The following is a 16,370-nucleotide window of genomic DNA, read 5'->3' as shown; positions in this document are numbered from 1 at the left end:
CTTTCGCTGCCCTGCCTGTTCAACGCTGAAACCTGGATTTGCAATGTGCTTTCATGGTGTTACAGCCAGCTTCTTCGTAATCTCGGATAGGCCCATGCAAAAATGCCCGATCGGTAACTATGAAGTACAGAAACATAGCGTTGAGCTCCAAGATTACCGATCGGGCATTTTTAATTGATAGGTCCGCGTATCTTGTATAAAATTACTGATCGGTCATTTTTACTCAATGATGGGGCATGAAATGGAAGAAAAATTACCGCACCGGAATGGTGGCGACTTTCCCATCGCTGTTTCACGGATGGAGGATATTGGTTCCCTCATCCAACAGGTACGTAAAAGCCAAGGCATGACGCAACTCGACATCGCCGGACTTGGTGGCGTGGGTAACCGCTTTATTGTGGACCTTGAGAAAGGAAAAAAGACTGTTCAGATGCAGAAAGCGATGGATATTCTTGCTCTTTTAGGCCTTGAGGTTGTGATCAGAAAAAAAGGTAAGTCATGAGCGATCAAGCCGTGCCAAATGCTCTTTCGGTCTACATGGACGATGAACTGGTCGGTACCCTGCATCGTACGGATCCCCTGAGCTTTAGCTACGTAAACAGCTGGCTCGGGCGGCCGGGAGCCACGGCATTACATGCAACATTGCCGCTGGCGCCGGGCTCAAATAATTCCGCGCAGGTCCATGCTTTTTTCGAAAACTTGCTCCCGGAAGGCGACCAGCGGAAGATCATTAGCCTTCGCCATCACGTCTCCAGCGTTTTTGGGATGCTGTCGATGGTTGGCGGAGATACCGCCGGCTCAGTTGTGCTCCTTCCCGAAGGGCAGGCACCGCAGCATCCGATCTATCAGCGTCTAACCTGGGAACAGGTCAATGCATTGGTCCACGCTGATGGAGAACTCGCCGGAGAACGTGCCGCCGTCGAGAAAGCAGCTGCCGATCTACCCAAACCGCGCATCTCGATCTCAGGCGCGCAGTTCAAAATGCTGGTATCTCTCACTGAGGACGGACACCCCTTGCGGCCAATGGGCTCGGCGCCATCGACGCATATTCTGAAGCCTGACATGGTGCGCCCGGATATCAAAATTTTCGCCTCTGCTGTCAACGAGACGATCATCATGCGCGCAGCACAGCTCTGCGAACTACCAACAGCGAACGTGACGTACCAGCCGGTTGTCAAAGCATGCCTGGTTGAGCGGTACGACCGGGTGATCCGGGAAGACGGATTGCTAAAGCGACTTTGGCAGGCTGACTTTTGCCAGATTGCCGGAAAGCCCTCTGACGTGAAATACGAGGCAGACGGCGGCCCGTCGTTCCGGGACTGTTTTGAGATCCTCAAGGACTCCGCACGCCCGGCCGTCGATCAACGCAATTTGCTGAGGTGGCTGTTCTTCAATCTCTATGTTGGCAACAATGACTCGCATGCCAAGAACCTGTCGATGATCGCCACGGACGAAGGATTACGCCTCGCCCCTTTCTACGATCTCATGAGCACTCGCGTATATCCAGGACTTGGACAAAACTTTGCATTCACCATCGGCGGGGAGACCGAGCCGGGCAAGATTGGCCCACCGCAGATCCGTGCGTTGGCTGAATCAGTCCGTGTGGGACCCAAATATGTCGAAAAAATCGCACGCGAGATGGCGGTCCAGGTCGAAACCGCAATCCCAATGGCTGTAAGGGAGGTAGAGCTCCTCCTCGACCCCGCAGAAAAGGTAATGGCAGAGCGATTGCAGCAAACGATCGGCAGCCTTGCCCGAAAAATGCGAAGCAGGATCGCGCCGGCGGGTAATGGAAACGCCGTTGAACCTGATCCGGAGGCAGAGGATGAGCAGGAAAGGCCGGCTCCATGAACTGGTTTGTTTACATGATGGAATGCGTCGAAGGTGCGATTCGCACCGGAATTGCATAAGCCGAACAGTTCTGCCATAGAATGCGAAACTACATTGCGAGGCCGCGTGCCGTTAAGGCTTTACGCCTGTCAGGCAATCGCAGAGAAACCGTAGCGGCAATCAGGAGCAAAAGTCCAGCGGTACCGAAAGCAATCCAGTGTGTGCCGAACGCCTCAAAACCCCATCCGCCCAGCCATGAACTTATCATTGCACCGATCTGATGGCCCAGGTAGGCCCAGCCATACATGACGCCAACCAGACGGACTCCATAGACATCGGCCAGGATCGCTGACGAGGTAGCGATACTGCCGGCCCATACAAGACCGCCTATCGCCGCTGCTATGTACAGTTCCCAATGTGTACCTACAAGTAGCAATGCAAAGAAGCCAAACCCACGGATGAAATAGATAGCCGCCAGGATATTCCGCCGTGGTAAGCGATCCGACAAGCGCCCGAGGATTAAAGTGCCAAAAATGGCGACGAAACCAATCACCCCGATACCCATGGAGCTGGTCATCGCATCAAAACCATGGTCCATCAGCATCGGCATGCCATGGGTACCCAGTAGATTCATGCTGAAACCACAGGCAAACAAGCCTAGAAAGATTTTCCAGAATGGAGACGTCCGGACCGCTTCACCAAATTTCAAAGCAGCTACTGCTTCAGGTTGCGGCGCATTTTGGACGGGAATCTGATCCGGCAGAAGATCCGTATTGAGCGGGGCACTGTCTCGGATGATAAATAGCGCTGTAGGAACTGTGACTACAATAAAGACGGCGGCAAAACCCAGGAGCGTGGTACGCCAGCCAAATGCTTCAATCGCGAATGTCAGCAAGGGCGTCATGACAGCCATGCCCGCCATGGAACCCGTTGACAGGAAAAACAGTGCCATCCCGCGCTGACGTGTGAACCATCGACTGATGACAGGCGTAAGTGCCACCGGACTGGTAAATGCGAGACCAACAGACATCAGCACACCAAACGCTAAAAGAAAGGTAACCGGTGAACGCGCGAATATCGACCAGATGACAGATGCAGTAACAATCCCTGTGCCAAGCAACAATACGAACCGGGTTCCGTAACGTCCTACCATGTAGCCGGCCAAAGGCATGGCCAAGCCATAAAAAAGCATGCCAATCGCGATGATCCCGGAAAGCAAACTCCGACTAAAGCCAAGGTCTTGAGACATCGGAAGGAAGAATGGGCCAATGCCGAGGCGCATACCCACGGTCAGCAAGGTGAGTAAAGTCGCCGCCCCCACAATATTCCATCCGAAGTACCAAACTTCTTCGCGCTTCGCAGTTAGCGGCTGCTGTTCAGATTGCACCTTGCCGTTCTTATCCATATTTCCTTGTCCACGGTCGGGATTATTTGACATCCGGGCGCAAGCAAGCTTTCGCAGCATCGCCGGGATAAAAGCAAACGCAGGGTGTGGAACTTCTTCACGCTCCGATGTCGCATTTACCTTCACACATCAGACAACACTTTAACGGAAGTGGGAAACTAGTGTGAAATGCAGTTGAAAACCCGGTTTCGGCATTATTCGATATCACTCAGGACGCAATGAAAGATGTTTCATGCTGCTTGGCAATGATCACCGCACAAGACAGGATATGCGAAAACTATCGCTACCCATTCCTCTCCTCCGCATTCACGGGGCGGAAAAGTCCGGCAATTACTCCGCAGTGCTTCAGTCTTTCTTGAGTGCCTCAATCAATGTCGGCAAGACAGCCGGCATTTGTCGCTCGTCCCATACCGCATAGACCTCGGACCGGTATCTGGACGCTCCGATTGAAAGAAACCGTACGCCCCCAATTCCGGCATCGGCAAGCGCACTGGGCACCAATGCAATGCCCATTCCTTTGGAAACAAGCGAAACGACACTTAGCCAATGGCGCACCTCATGCCGGACTGTCGGCTGCAAGCCTTGTTCTTCGCATAACGCCAAAATACGCTGGTAGTAATCCGGTGAAGCGCCACGGGAAAACATGATGAGCGGTTCGGCCGAAAGAATGCTTAAATCGACCGCTTCTTTTCCCGCCGCAGGATGGTAGCTCGGCAAACAGCATACAAATGGTTCGGATGCATAAAGCGTCCTGTTAAGTTCTCGCGGAATGCGCGCCGTGTGGACAAAGCCAAGATCGATCTGGCCGCGGACCAGGGCATCCACCTGCTCGCTGGAATTACCTTCAGAGAGAACGATGTCCACCCGAAGATGTTCTTTCTGGAAGGCGGACAGGCGCTCGGGCAAGCCACGAAACAGCATTGATCCGACAATGCCAATGCGTACCCGGCTGCCGGCACCCTTTGCAATTTGCCGCACCCTCTCCTTGCCCTCCTCTGCTTCGGCTAGCAAGCGAAATGCAATTTCACGAAACGCCACACCCGCCGGCGTCAGTTTCACCGACTTACTGTTGCGCTCGAAAAGCGTCGCACCGAGTGATGCTTCCAGTTGCTGGATGTTAAGGCTGAGAGGCGGCTGAGAAATCGCCAGGCGCTTTGCCGCCCTGCCGAAATGCAACTCGTCAGCCAGCACAACAAAGTACTTCAGGTGTCTGAATTCCATCGGCATCGATTAGAAAATAATATCGAATCATTGTAATTCAATATTTGACGCATATCGAACCGAGTCGCACAATGAATTACCACCTTTGTAATCGGAGACGATCAATGACTGCCCGCGACGCTATCCATGAAGAAGCCATTCCGGATCGCTTTGGTACCAATTCTTTTGTCGAAGACCGCGAGCTGGAATCGCTATTAAGGCTCTATCTCCCTGCGCAACTCGTCGATCATCTCAAGCCCCATCTTCACCGTCTTGGCGAACTTGCAGGCGGCGTCCTCGACGCCCTGGCGCAGACCTCCGATCGCCATCCGCCAACGTTGGAGCATCGCACCCGTACCGGAAAGGACTTGCAGCGCATCGTCAAGCATCCGGCTTACGTGGAAATGGAAAAAATCGCTTATTCCGACTTCGGCCTGGCCGCCATGTCACATCGCGGCGGTGTGCTCGGCTGGTCCGAGCCAATGCCTGCTGCTGTGAAATACGCGCTGACATTCCTGTTCGTGCAGGCTGAATTCGGGCTTTGCTGTCCGGTGTCGATGACCGATTCCCTGACCAGGACCCTGCGCAAGTTTGGCGACCCGGCACTGGTGGAGCGTTATCTTCCGGCACTGACATCGCAGGACCTGGATGCGCTTGCACAGGGGGCGATGTTTATGACCGAACAAGGCGCAGGGTCCGACATTGCCGCAACCGCGACCGTGGCGCAGCGTGACGGGGCAGTCTGGAAGCTGAGCGGCGACAAGTGGTTCTGCTCGAATCCGGACGCCGCGCTTGCGATGGTGCTGGCCCGGGTGGAAGGCGCTCCTGAGGGTATGAAGGGCGTCTCCCTGTTCCTGCTGCCACGCCGGCTTGAAGATGGCTCTCCCAATGCCTACCGCATCATCCGGCTCAAGGACAAGCTTGGAACCCGCTCCATGGCAAGCGGAGAGATTCGGCTTGAAGGCGCTACCGCGTACCTTGTCGGCGAGCTCGGGCGCGGATTTGTGCAGATGGCAGACATGGTGAATAACTCTCGCCTTTCAAATGGTGTGCGTGCCGCCGGCATGATGCGCCGGGCGGCCGCTGAAGCGCAATACATTGCGCGCCACCGCAAGGCGTTTGGCAAACGTTTAATTGATATGCCGCTGATGCAGCGACAGCTCGCCAAAATAATGCTGCCTGGTGAGCAAGCCCGTACCATGATGTTTCAGGCGGCGGATGCCCTGCGGCGCGCCGACGGCGGGGACAGCAAGGCATATGCACTCGTGCGCATTCTCACGCCAATGCTGAAATTCCGTGCCTGTCGCGACGCGCGTCGGGTGACGGGCGATGCGATGGAAGTGCGTGGCGGCTGCGGATACATTGAAGAGTGGAGCGATCCGCGATTGCTCCGGGATTCCCATCTTGGTTCAATCTGGGAAGGCACAAGCAATATCGTGGCGCAGGATGTGATTCGGGCAATCGTTCGCGAAGGCTCGCTGAAAGTACTCCAGGATCATCTCTCGACTCTGCTGGAACAGACGACCATGCACCCTGTCGTACGTGCGCGGTTTTCAGCACTGATTGCCCAAGCCTCCAGCTTTGCCGAAGAGGCCGCCGCCGCGGGAGGCGACCGCCACGCGCGCCAGGCTGCATCAGCGCTGTATCACCTAAGTTCCGCTATCGCGATGGCATGGGAGGCAAGCAAAACCGGCTCGCTAAAACGCATGGCATTGGCGCAGTTAGTTGTTATGCACCGTCTCTCGCCGCGGGACCCGCTCAAACCCTACAGTGATGCGGGAGCACAACTGCTCTTTGATGATGAGGCAAATGCGGATCCGGCAACACTAAACCTACTTGAGCAGTAAAACAACGCCTACTCAGGGCAATAAAGGAGACAATAGTGAAAATCGCTTCCATCGTTCTTGCAGGCTTACTTGGCATTTTTAACCATTCCGCCGTCCTGGCGCAGGACGCAGCCTCGGGCAAGCCGATTACGCTGGTGGTTCCGTTCGCACCTGGCGGCCCGACGGATGCAATGGCGCGTGCCATTGCCCATGAACTGAAGGACATTCTCGGGCAAACCGTCATCGTCGACAACCGCGCCGGCGCCGGCGGTAACATCGGTGCTGACTTTGTTGCCCGGGCACCGGCGAATGGTCAAACCATCCTGTTCGGCACCTCTGGTCCGCTCGCCATCAATGCAAGCCTTTACAAGAAAATCAGCTACGACCCGTTGCGCAGCTTCACACCCATTATCAATCTGGGTTATCTGCCGAACGTACTGGTAGTACATCCCGGCATTCCGGTGAAGAATGTCAAGGAATTGATAACGTACGGCAAAGCGAATCCCGGCAAACTAACCTACGCCTCTTCCGGCAATGGCGCATCGTCTCATCTCGCCGGGGTCATGTTCAACAAGCTCGCAGGGACGGACTTTATGCACGTTCCCTATAAAGGAACAGGGCCCGCGCTGAACGATCTGATTGCCGGCCATGTTTCCATGGCTTTTACGGATGTCCTTACCGCACTGCCGTTTATCAAAGCCGGCAAGTTGCACGTGCTCGGCGTAACGACAAGCGGTCCTTCACGCGCCCTCCCTGACGTACCGACCGTCGCTGAACAGGGAGTCAAAGGCTTCGACGTCAGCGTCTTCTTCGGCATTGTCGCGCCGGCCGGTACGCCTCCGGATGTCGTCGCCAACCTGAACCGGGCATTTGCTACGGCGTTGAAACGACCGGAGCTGGCAAAGTCACTGGAGAAGCAAGGGCTGGAAATGGCACCCAGCAGCGACCCCGAAAGCCTCCGCTCCTTCATGGTGAGTGAAGTCACGCGCTGGAAGGATGTCGTTAAAAGCTCGGGTGCACAACTGGACTAAAGAACGATGACAACTACAGCGACAGGAGCCCTGCAGGGCCTCAAAGTAATCGATGTTTCGCGTATTCTCGGCGGACCCTATTGCGGTCAAATTCTCGGCGACCATGGCGCTGACGTGCTCAAAATTGAACCGCCCCAGGGCGACGATACCCGCACATGGGGACCACCGTTTCTTAACGGAGTCGCTTCGTATTATCTCGGCCTGAATCGGAACAAGCGCGGCATGCGGCTCGATTTAAGCCAGCCCGATGGTCGCGCAAGCTTGCTTGAGCTTTTGTCGGATGCGGACGTACTGCTTGAAAACTTCAAGACCGGCACACTGGAAAAATGGGGGATAGGCTATGAAACCTTGTCCGAGCGTTTTCCCCGCCTGATCCACTGCCGGGTAAGCGGATTCGGTGCCGACGGGCCGCTCGGCGGTTTGCCTGGTTACGATGCAGCGATTCAGGCAATGAGTGGCATCATGAGCGTCAATGGCGAAGCGGGCAGCGAGCCACTACGCGTCGGCTTGCCGGTTGTTGATATGGTCACAGGGCTGAACGCGGTGATCGGAATACTACTCGCCGTCAACGAACGCGAGCGCAGCGGAAAGGGGCAGTTCGTCGAGGCGGCTCTTTACGATAGCGGACTCTCACTGCTCCATCCGCATGCAGCGAACTGGTTCCTGAATGACAAAACACCAGTGCGTACTGGAAATGCTCATCCCAACATCTATCCGTACGACAGCTTTCCAACTCGTACTTCTCCGATTTATCTCGCAGTCGGGAACGATCGCCAGTTTCAGATTCTTTGCAAGGTGTTGGGCGCGCCGACCCTCGCCTATGAAAATGAATTCCTTGATGCCGGTTCCCGCTCGGCCAATCGCAGCCTGTTGCGTGAAAAATTGACGACACTGCTGCAAGAATTCGACGGCGAGACGCTGACCGAGCGGCTGATGCAAGAAGGTGTTCCCTGCGCGCCAATCCTTGATGTCAAGAGTGCACTTGAGCATCCGCACAGCGCGCACCGCGAAATGTTAGTCAGCATGCCGAACGGCTATCGAGGCATAGGCTCTCCTATCAAGCTAAGCCGTACGCCAGCGACCTATCGGCTACCGCCGCCGGATGATATTGGCGAATAAGAAATCTGATACTTCAACCGAACAAGGAGTTAACTTGAGGCCTCTCGACCAGAAAGTGCAATTTCACTGGGACGATCCGCTGCTCTTGGATCAGCAGCTGACGAACGACGAACGCATGGTGCGCGACGCCGCCAATGCGTATTGCCAGGACAAGCTGCAACCACGCGTGCTGGAAGCCTTCCGCCATGATCAGCAGCTGACGAACGACGAACGCATGGTGCGCGACGCCGCCAATGCGTATTGCCAGGACAAGCTGCAACCACGCGTGCTGGAAGCCTTCCGCCATGAAAAAACCGATCCGGCGATCTTCCGCGAAATGGGCGAACTCGGCCTGCTCGGCCCCACCATCCCCGAGCAATACGGCGGCCCCGGCCTCAACTATGTGTCCTACGGCCTGATCGCCCGCGAAGTCGAGCGCGTCGACTCCGGCTACCGCTCGATGATGAGCGTGCAAAGCTCGCTGGTGATGGTGCCCATCTTTGAATTCGGCAAGATCTTCCGCGAAATGGGCGAACTCGGCCTGCTYGGCCCCACCATCCCCGAGCAATACGGCGGCCCCGGCCTCAACTATGTGTCCTACGGCCTGATCGCCCGCGAAGTCGAGCGCGTCGACTCCGGCTACCGCTCGATGATGAGCGTGCAAAGCTCGCTGGTGATGGTGCCCATCTTTGAATTCGGCAAYGAACAGACCAGACAGAAATACCTGCCCAAGCTGGCCACCGGCGAATGGATCGGCTGYTTCGGCCTGACCGAGCCCAACCATGGTTCCGATCCCGGTTCGATGGTGACCCGGGCCAAGAAAGTGGACGGCGGCTACAGCCTGACCGGCAGCAAGATGTGGATTTCCAATTCGCCGATTGCCGATGTCTTCGTGGTGTGGGCCAAGGATGATGAAGGTGCGATCCGTGGCTTCGTGCTGGAAAAGGGCTGGAAGGGTTTGTCGGCGCCGGCGATCCATGGCAAGTTTNTTCGTGGTGTGGGCCAAGGATGATGAAGGTGCGATCCGTGGCTTCGTGCTGGAAAAGGGCTGGAAGGGTTTGTCGGCGCCGGCGATCCATGGCAAGTTTGGTTTGCGCGCATCGATCACTGGTGAAATCGTGATGGATGGCGTGTTCTGTCCGGAAGAGAATGCGTTCCCGGAAGTGCGTGGCTTGAAGGGACCGTTCACCTGCCTGAATTCGGCGCGTTACGGCATTGCCTGGGGTGCGCTGGGTGCGGCGGAATCGTGCTGGCACACGGCCCGCCAGTATGTGCTGGACCGCAAACAGTTTGGCAAGCCGCTGGCAGCCAACCAGCTGATCCAGAAGAAGCTGGCTGACATGCAGACGGAAATCACCATGGGCCTGCAGGGCTGCCTGCGTCTGGGTCGCATGAAGGATGAAGGTACTGCCGCTGTCGCGATTACGTCGATGATGAAGCGTAATTCCTGCGGCAAGGCACTGGATGTGGCGCGTATGGCGCGCGACATGCTGGGCGGGAATGGTATTTCGGATGAGTTTGGCGTGATCCGTCACATGGTGAACCTGGAAGTAGTGAATACCTATGAAGGCACACACGATATCCATGCGTTGATTCTGGGTCGTGAACAGACCGGCATCCCTGCGTTCTAGGCAGGACCAAAGCTGCACAATCAGAAGCTGGTAGACAGTGCCCCCTATGCTGTTGATGAACCTTGGCCGGTCTGCAGGTCGCAGGACTTGCGACCTTCTCGCCATCGTGACGTGCCTGCCGGGAGAGCCTTCAGTGATAAACTGAATTTCCTGACATCGCTAGAGCGGGTTTCATATTGGTGTGCGGAGAAGCGGGTCGATTTGGCGTGCAGGGCAAGGCGCGCGGAGCGCCGTGTGGCGGGCCACACAAGCGACAAGCAACGCCGCCCGGCGCGTCAAGGCGGCCCGAGGCGACAGTACTTCAATATGAAACCCGCTCTAAGCGCGAGACTATGCGATACGAACTGACTGACCTCAAGCTTTTCCTCGCCATCGCTGAAGCGCGAAGCCTGTCTGCGGGCGCTTCGAGCTTACATATAACGGCATCCTCGGCGAGTTATCGGATTAAGAATCTTGAGCAGGCGCTCGGGACCTACCTGTTTCTGAGAAGCGCACGCGGAATGGATTTAACGCCGGCTGGCGAAGTGCTCGCACGGCATGTGCGCGGATTGCTGGCCGGCGTCGAACGTATGCATGACGAGGTCGGAACGTTTTCTGCAGGTCTCAAGGGACAGATTCGGATCCTTGCCAATAGCAGCTCGTTAAACGGCTTTATCATCCCTGCTGTCAGTGGTTTTCTTGTTTCGAACCCGAATGTAAATATCGATCTCGAGGAGCGTGCCAGCGCGATGATCCCAGCGGCGATTGCTGCCGGCGAGGCGGATATCGGCGTGCTTGCCGGTTCTGTGGAAGCAAGTGGCGTCGATGTGTTGCGCTATGCCGTCGACACATTGATTCTGGTAGTACCTGTCAATCATCCACTGGCACGAGAAAAAGAAGTCCGGTTCGGCGCCGCGCTTGATTTCGACTTTATCTGCATGGAAAAACACAGCAGCAATTTCCTGTTTCTCAGAGAAGTGGCGCAGCGCGCAGGAAAAAATCCGAACGTGCGTATCCACGCGCATAGTTTTGAAGCGGTGCTTGCTCTGGTGGCAGGAGGAGTCGGAATCGCACTTGTTCCCGAAAGTGTCGCGGCTGCTTCTTTACGCGAAGGCAAAGTGACAAAGGTCGGCTTGCTCGAACCATGGGCACTGCGGGAACTGAATTTGATTCTGAAGTCAGGCGAGCAGTTACCGTCTTTTACTGCTGCCTTTATCCAGTTTCTGATGAGTGAATGACGCGCTGGCATGCACCACCCAACGCGATATTTTCTTTCGCCATCCATGCTGAATCCATGACAGGCAGTACCAATCAGGATTCAGCATCCGGATTTCACGACGAATGCCTTGCCGCTTTCTTGTCGAGAAATTCCTGCATGTAGCGCTGCGGCTCGCCCGTCTCAAACGCCGCGCCGAACTCCCGCACGCTGGCGACAATCGACGCATCAAGCCCCTGGTCTTCCCATTCCCGTAGCAGGCGCTTCTGCTGGCGCAGCACCTCCGGTCCCATACCCGCAAGCGAGCTGGCGACACGAGAGACCGCGCTGTCGAGTTCATCGTCCGGCACAACTTCATGCACCAGCCCCCAGGCAAGCGCTGTTGCAGAATCCACCGTTTCTCCAGTCAACAATAACCATGCAGCGCGGGCACCACCAATCAATCGTGGAATCAGCGATGCATGGATGACCGAAGGAATGCCGACCTTGACTTCGGGCATGCCAAATTTCGCACCCTGGGAGGCGATGCGCAGGTCACATGCCATCGCGACTTCAAGACCACCGCCCAACGTCCAGCCCGGCATGCGTGCAATGACAGGCGCCGGAAATTGACGCAGGCCGTCGCACATTTCCCTCAGGTTACTGATGAACTCCTCGCCAGTCTGGCGATTCAGTGCAGCCATTTCCTTGATATCCGCTCCGCCGATCAGCCCCTTGTCGCCAGTGCCACGCAGCACCAGTGTACGGATGCTGCTGTCGGTGCGAAGAATTTTCAACTGGGCGATGACGTCTTTAATGACCGGCGTACTCAGGATATTGAGCGAGCCCGCATCACTGATAGTCAGCGTCGCGATGCCCTTATCCATCGTAACGACCGCATGCCGTATTGCTAGTTGTTCAGCCATTGTTTTTCCCGTCACATTTTTTCAAATTTAATATCGGTTACCACCTTCTTCCAGTGTACGTTCGCAGACTTGATCAGGTCCGCAAATTCATTTCGTGGCGTGTAGTTGGGTACCGCTCCCTGATTTTCGATTGCCGACGCGACTTCCGGGCTAGCCAGGGCTTCGCGCACCGCATTGTTCAGTTTATCGAGCACAGCCGGAGGTGTCTCGGCCGGGGCACCGAGTCCGAACCATGACGGGTTATTCATTGGCGCCAGCCCCACTTCGGCATAAGTCGGCACATTGGGTAGGATCGGCAAGCGTTGCTTTGCCGCTACCGCCAGAGGACGGATTTTTCCGGCTTTGATCAGGCCGGCGGACGACGGAATATTGTCGAACACTACCTGAACCTGCCCTGCCATCAGGTCGTTCAGCGCCGGGCCGAGCCCCTTGTAGGGAACATGCAGCATGGTCGTCCCGGTGGTCGTCATGAAGAGTTCGCCGTTCATGTGACTCAAGCCGCCATTGCCGGACGAACCGAATGAATATTTCTGCGGATTCGCCTTGAGCTCCTTGACCAGCGCAGGAACGCTGGCAGCAGGCATAGACGGATTGACGACCAGGACGTTCGGTACATCGGCGAGGTTGCTGATCGGGGCGAAGTCCTTTATCGGATCATAGGCAGTCTTTGCATAGACCTGAGGATTCACCGCGTGCGAGCTTTCTACCAGCATCACCAGTGTATAGCCGTCGGCGGGTTGTTTCGCAGCGTAGGCGCTGCCGATGCCGCCGCCGGCTCCGGGACGGTTCTCAATGATGAATGGCTGCTTGAGGATAATGCCGAGCTTTGCGCCGACGATGCGCGCGATGACATCAGTCGTACCTCCAGGCGCGTAAGGCACGATGATACGGACGGTCTTGTCCGGATAATCGGCGGCTTGCGCACTTAGGGTAAGCCCGCCTGTGAGCATGGCTGCGGCAATGATTAAGTTTGTCTTCATGTGGTCTCCTCCGTAAATGGAATGGGTGTCTGCAAGCGGGATCAATCGCAGACAGGGGCAATACTGCAATCGTGTTCCCCAAGCAGGGGCGGTGCCGCCACGGAAAGGGTTCGCTCTTTCTCGTCGCTAAGCATCGGATTTCTTACCAGCGGCACCGATCCCATGACGGGGTGCGGCACATGCTGCATCATGCGTCGGTGTTGCACCTGCGGATGGGCGAAGACCTGATCGAGCGTATTGATTGGTCCCCACGGCACCCCGGCCGCGTCGAACGACTCACTCCAGCTTTGCCGTGAACGCGTGACGAAGACATCTTCCAGTAGTTGCCTGAGTGCGGGCAGGTTCGCGATGCGCTGGGAGTTTGTGCTGAACCTTGCGTCCTTCGCCCACGCGGGCATCCCCGCGACTTCGCAAAAGCGCTGGAATTGACTGTCGTTGCCAATGGCGAGGATCAAGTACCCGTCGGCGCAGCGAAACACCTCATACGGCGCGCAATTCGGATGGGCGTTTCCTGACCGCGGTGGATTTACGCCGGATATCAGGTAGTTTGCACCCTGGTTCGCATTGAGCGCAACCGCAACATCTAGCAGAGCGAGGTCAATGAAGGTACCTTCGCCGGTGCGCTCCCTTTGATACAGTGCTGCCAGCACCGCCGCGGTCGCATACATTCCAGTGGTAATGTCAACAACCGCGACGCCTGTTCGCAATGGGCCGGCCCCGGCCATGCCGTCGGAATGGCCCGTGTAGCTCATCAGGCCGCCCATCCCCTGGAACACGTAGTCGTAGCCCGGTTTGTCGGACATTGGCCCATCCTGGCCAAACCCGGTAATCGAAATATAAATAAGGCGGGGATTTTCCTTTGCTAGGGTCGGGTAATCCAGCCCATAGCGTACCAGCGTGCCAGGTTTGTAATTCTCGACAAGGATGTCCGATTCCTTGGCTAAACTCAGAATCAGGTCTTTTCCGGCAGCAGTTGAAAAGTCGGCACCCACTGAACGTTTGCCGCGGTTGCAGCTGGCAAAGTACGCGGACATTTTCTGGCCATCTTCGCCTTCCAGGTAGGGAGGCCCCCAACCACGCGTATCGTCGCCGCGGTCGGGATGTTCGACCTTGGTGACGTCGGCACCAAGGTCGGCCAGGTTTTGGGTGCACCAGGGGCCGGCGAGAATACGTGACAGATCGAGCACTTTAATGCCGGACAGTGCATTTTTGAGCATGTTGTCTCCTATCGATATCGGAATCGAGTATAGATAGGACAATCCGGTCCGGCTATTTCAATGTTTCGAAAGGCGTGTTCGTGCCACGCGAACACCTGCCTGTACAACGCTTGACGTTGCGTCGTCGTCGATCAGGCTCCGAACATGTACAAAGCGTGAGGGCGTAGCTGAAACGCTATCTAACGCCCTTGAAATACAGGCGTAGCTTTCCGGAGAAAGGCGCGCAGCCCTTCAGAGGCATCAATGGTGCTGCTTGATGCGATCATGTAGCGGGCTTCAAGGTCAAGATGCTCTTCCAGAGAACGGCCCGCCACGCCATCAACCAGCTGTTTTATTTTTTGAAAAGACTGTGTCGCACCTGACGCCAGGCGATTCGTGAGGGATGCCGCTTCGGCCGCCAGCTCCTGATCCGGATACACGGCGTCCAGCAAGCCATACTCCAGGCATTTGGCAGCGTCGATGGCTTCATTAAGTAACAGAATTCTTTTGGCACGTGCCGGGCCAGCGCGTTTGGTGAGCCACCACGAAGCACCGAAGTCTGGTGACAAGCCAATGGCAGAATAGCCACCGCGAATCTTCACTGATTCCGATGCAAGCACGATATCGCCGCATAATGCGATCCCGATGCCACCGCCGCCGACTGGGCCATGGATTGCGCAAACAACCGGAACAGGTAAGGCAGCAATTCGCCGTGCAGCGCTGTGCAGAGTAGTCAGCAAAGCATTGAGAAAATCCGGTAGATTTTCCGATCGGGACATCGCAGCAATATCTCCGCCGACGCAAAACGCACGTCCCTTTCCGTTGATCAGCAGTACACGCACTGATGGATTGCCTGCAATATGCTCAACTGCCTCGGAAAACGCGCTTGCAAACGAAAGATCGATAGCATTTCCCGTATCAGGACCATTCAGGGTGAGTGTTGCGATGCCATTCTGTATGCTGCATAACACCGGTTCGGATTTCATCTTTTCCTTTATTTGTCGTTCAATTTCAATCCTTGCGCTAAACGCTAAAGACCAATCGTTAAGGGCGAATTAAATCATTTTCAACGTCAGATAGCGTTAGCAATATCTTTCCGATGTGATCGCCGGATTCAATACGCTCGTGCGCCTGCGCAACTTGCTCAAGAGGATAGGTACTATCAATGATTGGGCGTATTCGCTTTGTCTCGATCAGTGGCCAGATTTGCGTACGTAACTGGTCGGCGATGGCCGCTTTGAACTCGACAGACCGCGCACGCAGTGTTGCCCCGGTTAAGGTCAACCGCCGATGCATCATCTGCCGGATATCAAAACTGGCTGAGGTTCCGCCCAAAAACGCAATGAATACCAGGCGCCCACCATCCGTCATGATGTTCTGTTCGCGTTTCACGTAGTCGCCACCTACCATATCAAGAATGACATCCACTCCACGACCGGAGGTCAAATCTTTGACGGCGGACTCGAAGTCGGTCGTCCGATAGTTGATAGCAGCTTCAGCACCAAGTGACTTGCATACCTCGCATTTCGTATCGGATCCTGCCGTTGCAATAACCCGGTGTCCCAGTGCTGCGCCCATCTGGATCGCCATCACACCGATTCCGCTGGTGCCGCCCTGGATCAAAATTGTTTCACCTGGAGCGAGACGCCCCGCGTCCCACAGCATAGTCCACACGGTGAAGCAGGCTTCGGGCAGCGCTGCGGCTTCCGTGAATGACAAGCCGACGGGTACCGGCAGACACTGGACGGCGGGGACATGGCAATATTCCGCATAACCTCCGCCGGTCAGCAGGGCGCAAACTCGCTGACCCACCTTCCATCCGCTGACAGATGAACCGACCTCCACAACAACGCCGGCCACCTCAAGCCCCGGAATATCTGAAGCTCCCGGCGGTGGCGGATAATGGCCACGACGCTGAACGGTGTCGCCACGGTTCACGCCGGCGGCGGCAACCTGGATGAGAAGTTCTGACGCGCCTGGCCGCGGCACCGGTCGTTCTGTCAGCCGCATGACCTCTGGCCCGCCAAAGCGCGGCAGGTCGACGCACCGCATGATTCCCGGCAGCTTTATTTC

Annotated in this window: 14 protein-coding genes and 2 pseudogenes; 9 read left to right on the top strand and 7 right to left on the bottom strand. The window is 56.2% G+C overall.

What is annotated here, in order from left to right:
* Positions 1–241 precede the first annotated feature (241 nt).
* Together ASE07_RS12240 and ASE07_RS12235 are read left to right on the top strand one after the other, a co-directional pair.
* Positions 242–502: a helix-turn-helix domain-containing protein gene (locus ASE07_RS12240; protein ID WP_057291110.1), complete on the top strand. Its 261-nt coding sequence runs from the start codon at positions 242–244 to the stop codon at positions 500–502.
* Positions 499–1,851 carry a type II toxin-antitoxin system HipA family toxin gene (locus tag ASE07_RS12235; protein WP_057291109.1) on the top strand — a complete coding sequence of 451 codons (1,353 nt, stop codon included), beginning with the start codon at positions 499–501 and terminating at the stop codon, positions 1,849–1,851. The genes ASE07_RS12240 and ASE07_RS12235 overlap by 4 nt, the downstream gene beginning before the upstream one ends.
* Positions 1,852–1,939: 88 nt before the next feature.
* On the opposite strand, the gene ASE07_RS12230 is transcribed toward ASE07_RS12235, so the two are convergent.
* Together ASE07_RS12230 and ASE07_RS12225 are read right to left on the bottom strand one after the other, a co-directional pair.
* Positions 1,940–3,235: an MFS transporter gene (locus ASE07_RS12230; protein ID WP_200960927.1), complete on the bottom strand. Its 1,296-nt coding sequence runs from the start codon at positions 3,233–3,235 to the stop codon at positions 1,940–1,942.
* A gap of 345 nt (positions 3,236–3,580) precedes the next feature.
* Positions 3,581–4,456 (bottom strand): LysR family transcriptional regulator, encoded by an 876-nt coding sequence (locus tag ASE07_RS12225; RefSeq protein WP_156396564.1) that lies wholly within the window; start codon positions 4,454–4,456, stop codon positions 3,581–3,583.
* A 104-nt stretch (positions 4,457–4,560) separates the two neighbouring features.
* Between ASE07_RS12225 and ASE07_RS12220 the strand changes: the two genes are divergently transcribed.
* From ASE07_RS12220 to ASE07_RS12200, 7 genes and pseudogenes are all read left to right on the top strand, one after another.
* Entirely contained in the window at positions 4,561–6,282 is a 1,722-nt protein-coding gene (locus ASE07_RS12220; RefSeq protein WP_057291107.1) for an acyl-CoA dehydrogenase family protein, read from the top strand.
* Positions 6,283–6,356: 74 nt separating this feature from the next.
* Positions 6,357–7,292: a Bug family tripartite tricarboxylate transporter substrate binding protein gene (locus ASE07_RS12215; protein WP_057291183.1), complete on the top strand. Its 936-nt coding sequence runs from the start codon at positions 6,357–6,359 to the stop codon at positions 7,290–7,292.
* 6 nt (positions 7,293–7,298) lie between these two features.
* Entirely contained in the window at positions 7,299–8,411 is a 1,113-nt protein-coding gene (locus tag ASE07_RS12210; protein WP_057291106.1) for a CaiB/BaiF CoA transferase family protein, read from the top strand.
* Positions 8,395–8,841 (top strand): annotated as a pseudogene (locus ASE07_RS30655) (acyl-CoA dehydrogenase family protein); the annotation flags it as partial. The gene ASE07_RS12210 and the pseudogene ASE07_RS30655, both read left to right, overlap by 17 nt.
* A 63-nt stretch (positions 8,842–8,904) precedes the next feature.
* Positions 8,905–9,378 (top strand): annotated as a pseudogene (locus tag ASE07_RS30650) (acyl-CoA dehydrogenase family protein); the annotation flags it as partial.
* A 1-nt stretch (position 9,379) separates the two neighbouring features.
* Positions 9,380–10,021 (top strand): acyl-CoA dehydrogenase family protein (locus ASE07_RS29270; protein ID WP_268793422.1); only part of this gene is annotated, 642 nt, incomplete at its 5' end.
* 332 nt (positions 10,022–10,353) lie between these two features.
* Positions 10,354–11,238, top strand: a complete 885-nt coding sequence (locus ASE07_RS12200) for a LysR family transcriptional regulator (RefSeq protein WP_057291105.1) — start codon at positions 10,354–10,356, stop codon at positions 11,236–11,238.
* Positions 11,239–11,332: 94 nt separating this feature from the next.
* Here ASE07_RS12200 and ASE07_RS12195 read toward each other — a convergent pair whose 3' ends face one another.
* The 5 genes from ASE07_RS12195 to ASE07_RS12175 all read right to left on the bottom strand — a co-directional run bounded on the left by ASE07_RS12195 (position 11,333) and on the right by ASE07_RS12175 (position 16,349).
* Positions 11,333–12,121 (bottom strand): enoyl-CoA hydratase, encoded by a 789-nt coding sequence (locus ASE07_RS12195; protein WP_057291104.1) that lies wholly within the window; start codon positions 12,119–12,121, stop codon positions 11,333–11,335.
* 11 nt (positions 12,122–12,132) lie between these two features.
* On the bottom strand, positions 12,133–13,101 hold the full coding sequence (locus tag ASE07_RS12190; protein ID WP_057291103.1) for a Bug family tripartite tricarboxylate transporter substrate binding protein: 969 nt from the start codon (positions 13,099–13,101) through the stop codon (positions 12,133–12,135).
* A gap of 41 nt (positions 13,102–13,142) precedes the next feature.
* Positions 13,143–14,318: a CaiB/BaiF CoA transferase family protein gene (locus ASE07_RS12185; RefSeq protein ID WP_057291102.1), complete on the bottom strand. Its 1,176-nt coding sequence runs from the start codon at positions 14,316–14,318 to the stop codon at positions 13,143–13,145.
* 179 nt (positions 14,319–14,497) lie between these two features.
* Positions 14,498–15,283 carry an enoyl-CoA hydratase-related protein gene (locus tag ASE07_RS12180; RefSeq protein WP_057291101.1) on the bottom strand — a complete coding sequence of 262 codons (786 nt, stop codon included), beginning with the start codon at positions 15,281–15,283 and terminating at the stop codon, positions 14,498–14,500.
* 58 nt (positions 15,284–15,341) lie between these two features.
* Positions 15,342–16,349 (bottom strand): NAD(P)H-quinone oxidoreductase, encoded by a 1,008-nt coding sequence (locus ASE07_RS12175; protein ID WP_057291100.1) that lies wholly within the window; start codon positions 16,347–16,349, stop codon positions 15,342–15,344.
* Between the last annotated feature and the right edge of the window lie 21 nt (positions 16,350–16,370).

The sequence above is a fragment of the Noviherbaspirillum sp. Root189 genome (assembly GCF_001428545.1).
In the GTDB taxonomy this organism is placed as follows: Bacteria; Pseudomonadota; Gammaproteobacteria; order Burkholderiales; family Burkholderiaceae_D; genus Noviherbaspirillum.
This window is presented reverse-complemented; position numbering and strand designations above follow the sequence as displayed.

What these genes read in the sequence shown, in the direction of transcription:
- ASE07_RS12240 (WP_057291110.1), top strand. Translation starts at nt 242, where the DNA reads ATGGAAGAAAAATTACCGCACCGGAATGGTGGCGACTTTCCCATCGCT.
- ASE07_RS12235 (WP_057291109.1), top strand. Translation starts at nt 499, where the DNA reads ATGAGCGATCAAGCCGTGCCAAATGCTCTTTCGGTCTACATGGACGAT.
- ASE07_RS12230 (WP_200960927.1), bottom strand. Translation starts at nt 3,235, where the DNA reads ATGGATAAGAACGGCAAGGTGCAATCTGAACAGCAGCCGCTAACTGCG.
- ASE07_RS12225 (WP_156396564.1), bottom strand. Translation starts at nt 4,456, where the DNA reads ATGGAATTCAGACACCTGAAGTACTTTGTTGTGCTGGCTGACGAGTTG.
- ASE07_RS12220 (WP_057291107.1), top strand. Translation starts at nt 4,561, where the DNA reads ATGACTGCCCGCGACGCTATCCATGAAGAAGCCATTCCGGATCGCTTT.
- ASE07_RS12210 (WP_057291106.1), top strand. Translation starts at nt 7,299, where the DNA reads ATGACAACTACAGCGACAGGAGCCCTGCAGGGCCTCAAAGTAATCGAT.
- ASE07_RS12200 (WP_057291105.1), top strand. Translation starts at nt 10,354, where the DNA reads ATGCGATACGAACTGACTGACCTCAAGCTTTTCCTCGCCATCGCTGAA.
- ASE07_RS12195 (WP_057291104.1), bottom strand. Translation starts at nt 12,121, where the DNA reads ATGGCTGAACAACTAGCAATACGGCATGCGGTCGTTACGATGGATAAG.
- ASE07_RS12190 (WP_057291103.1), bottom strand. Translation starts at nt 13,101, where the DNA reads ATGAAGACAAACTTAATCATTGCCGCAGCCATGCTCACAGGCGGGCTT.
- ASE07_RS12185 (WP_057291102.1), bottom strand. Translation starts at nt 14,318, where the DNA reads ATGCTCAAAAATGCACTGTCCGGCATTAAAGTGCTCGATCTGTCACGT.
- ASE07_RS12180 (WP_057291101.1), bottom strand. Translation starts at nt 15,283, where the DNA reads ATGAAATCCGAACCGGTGTTATGCAGCATACAGAATGGCATCGCAACA.
- ASE07_RS12175 (WP_057291100.1), bottom strand. Translation starts at nt 16,349, where the DNA reads ATGCGGTGCGTCGACCTGCCGCGCTTTGGCGGGCCAGAGGTCATGCGG.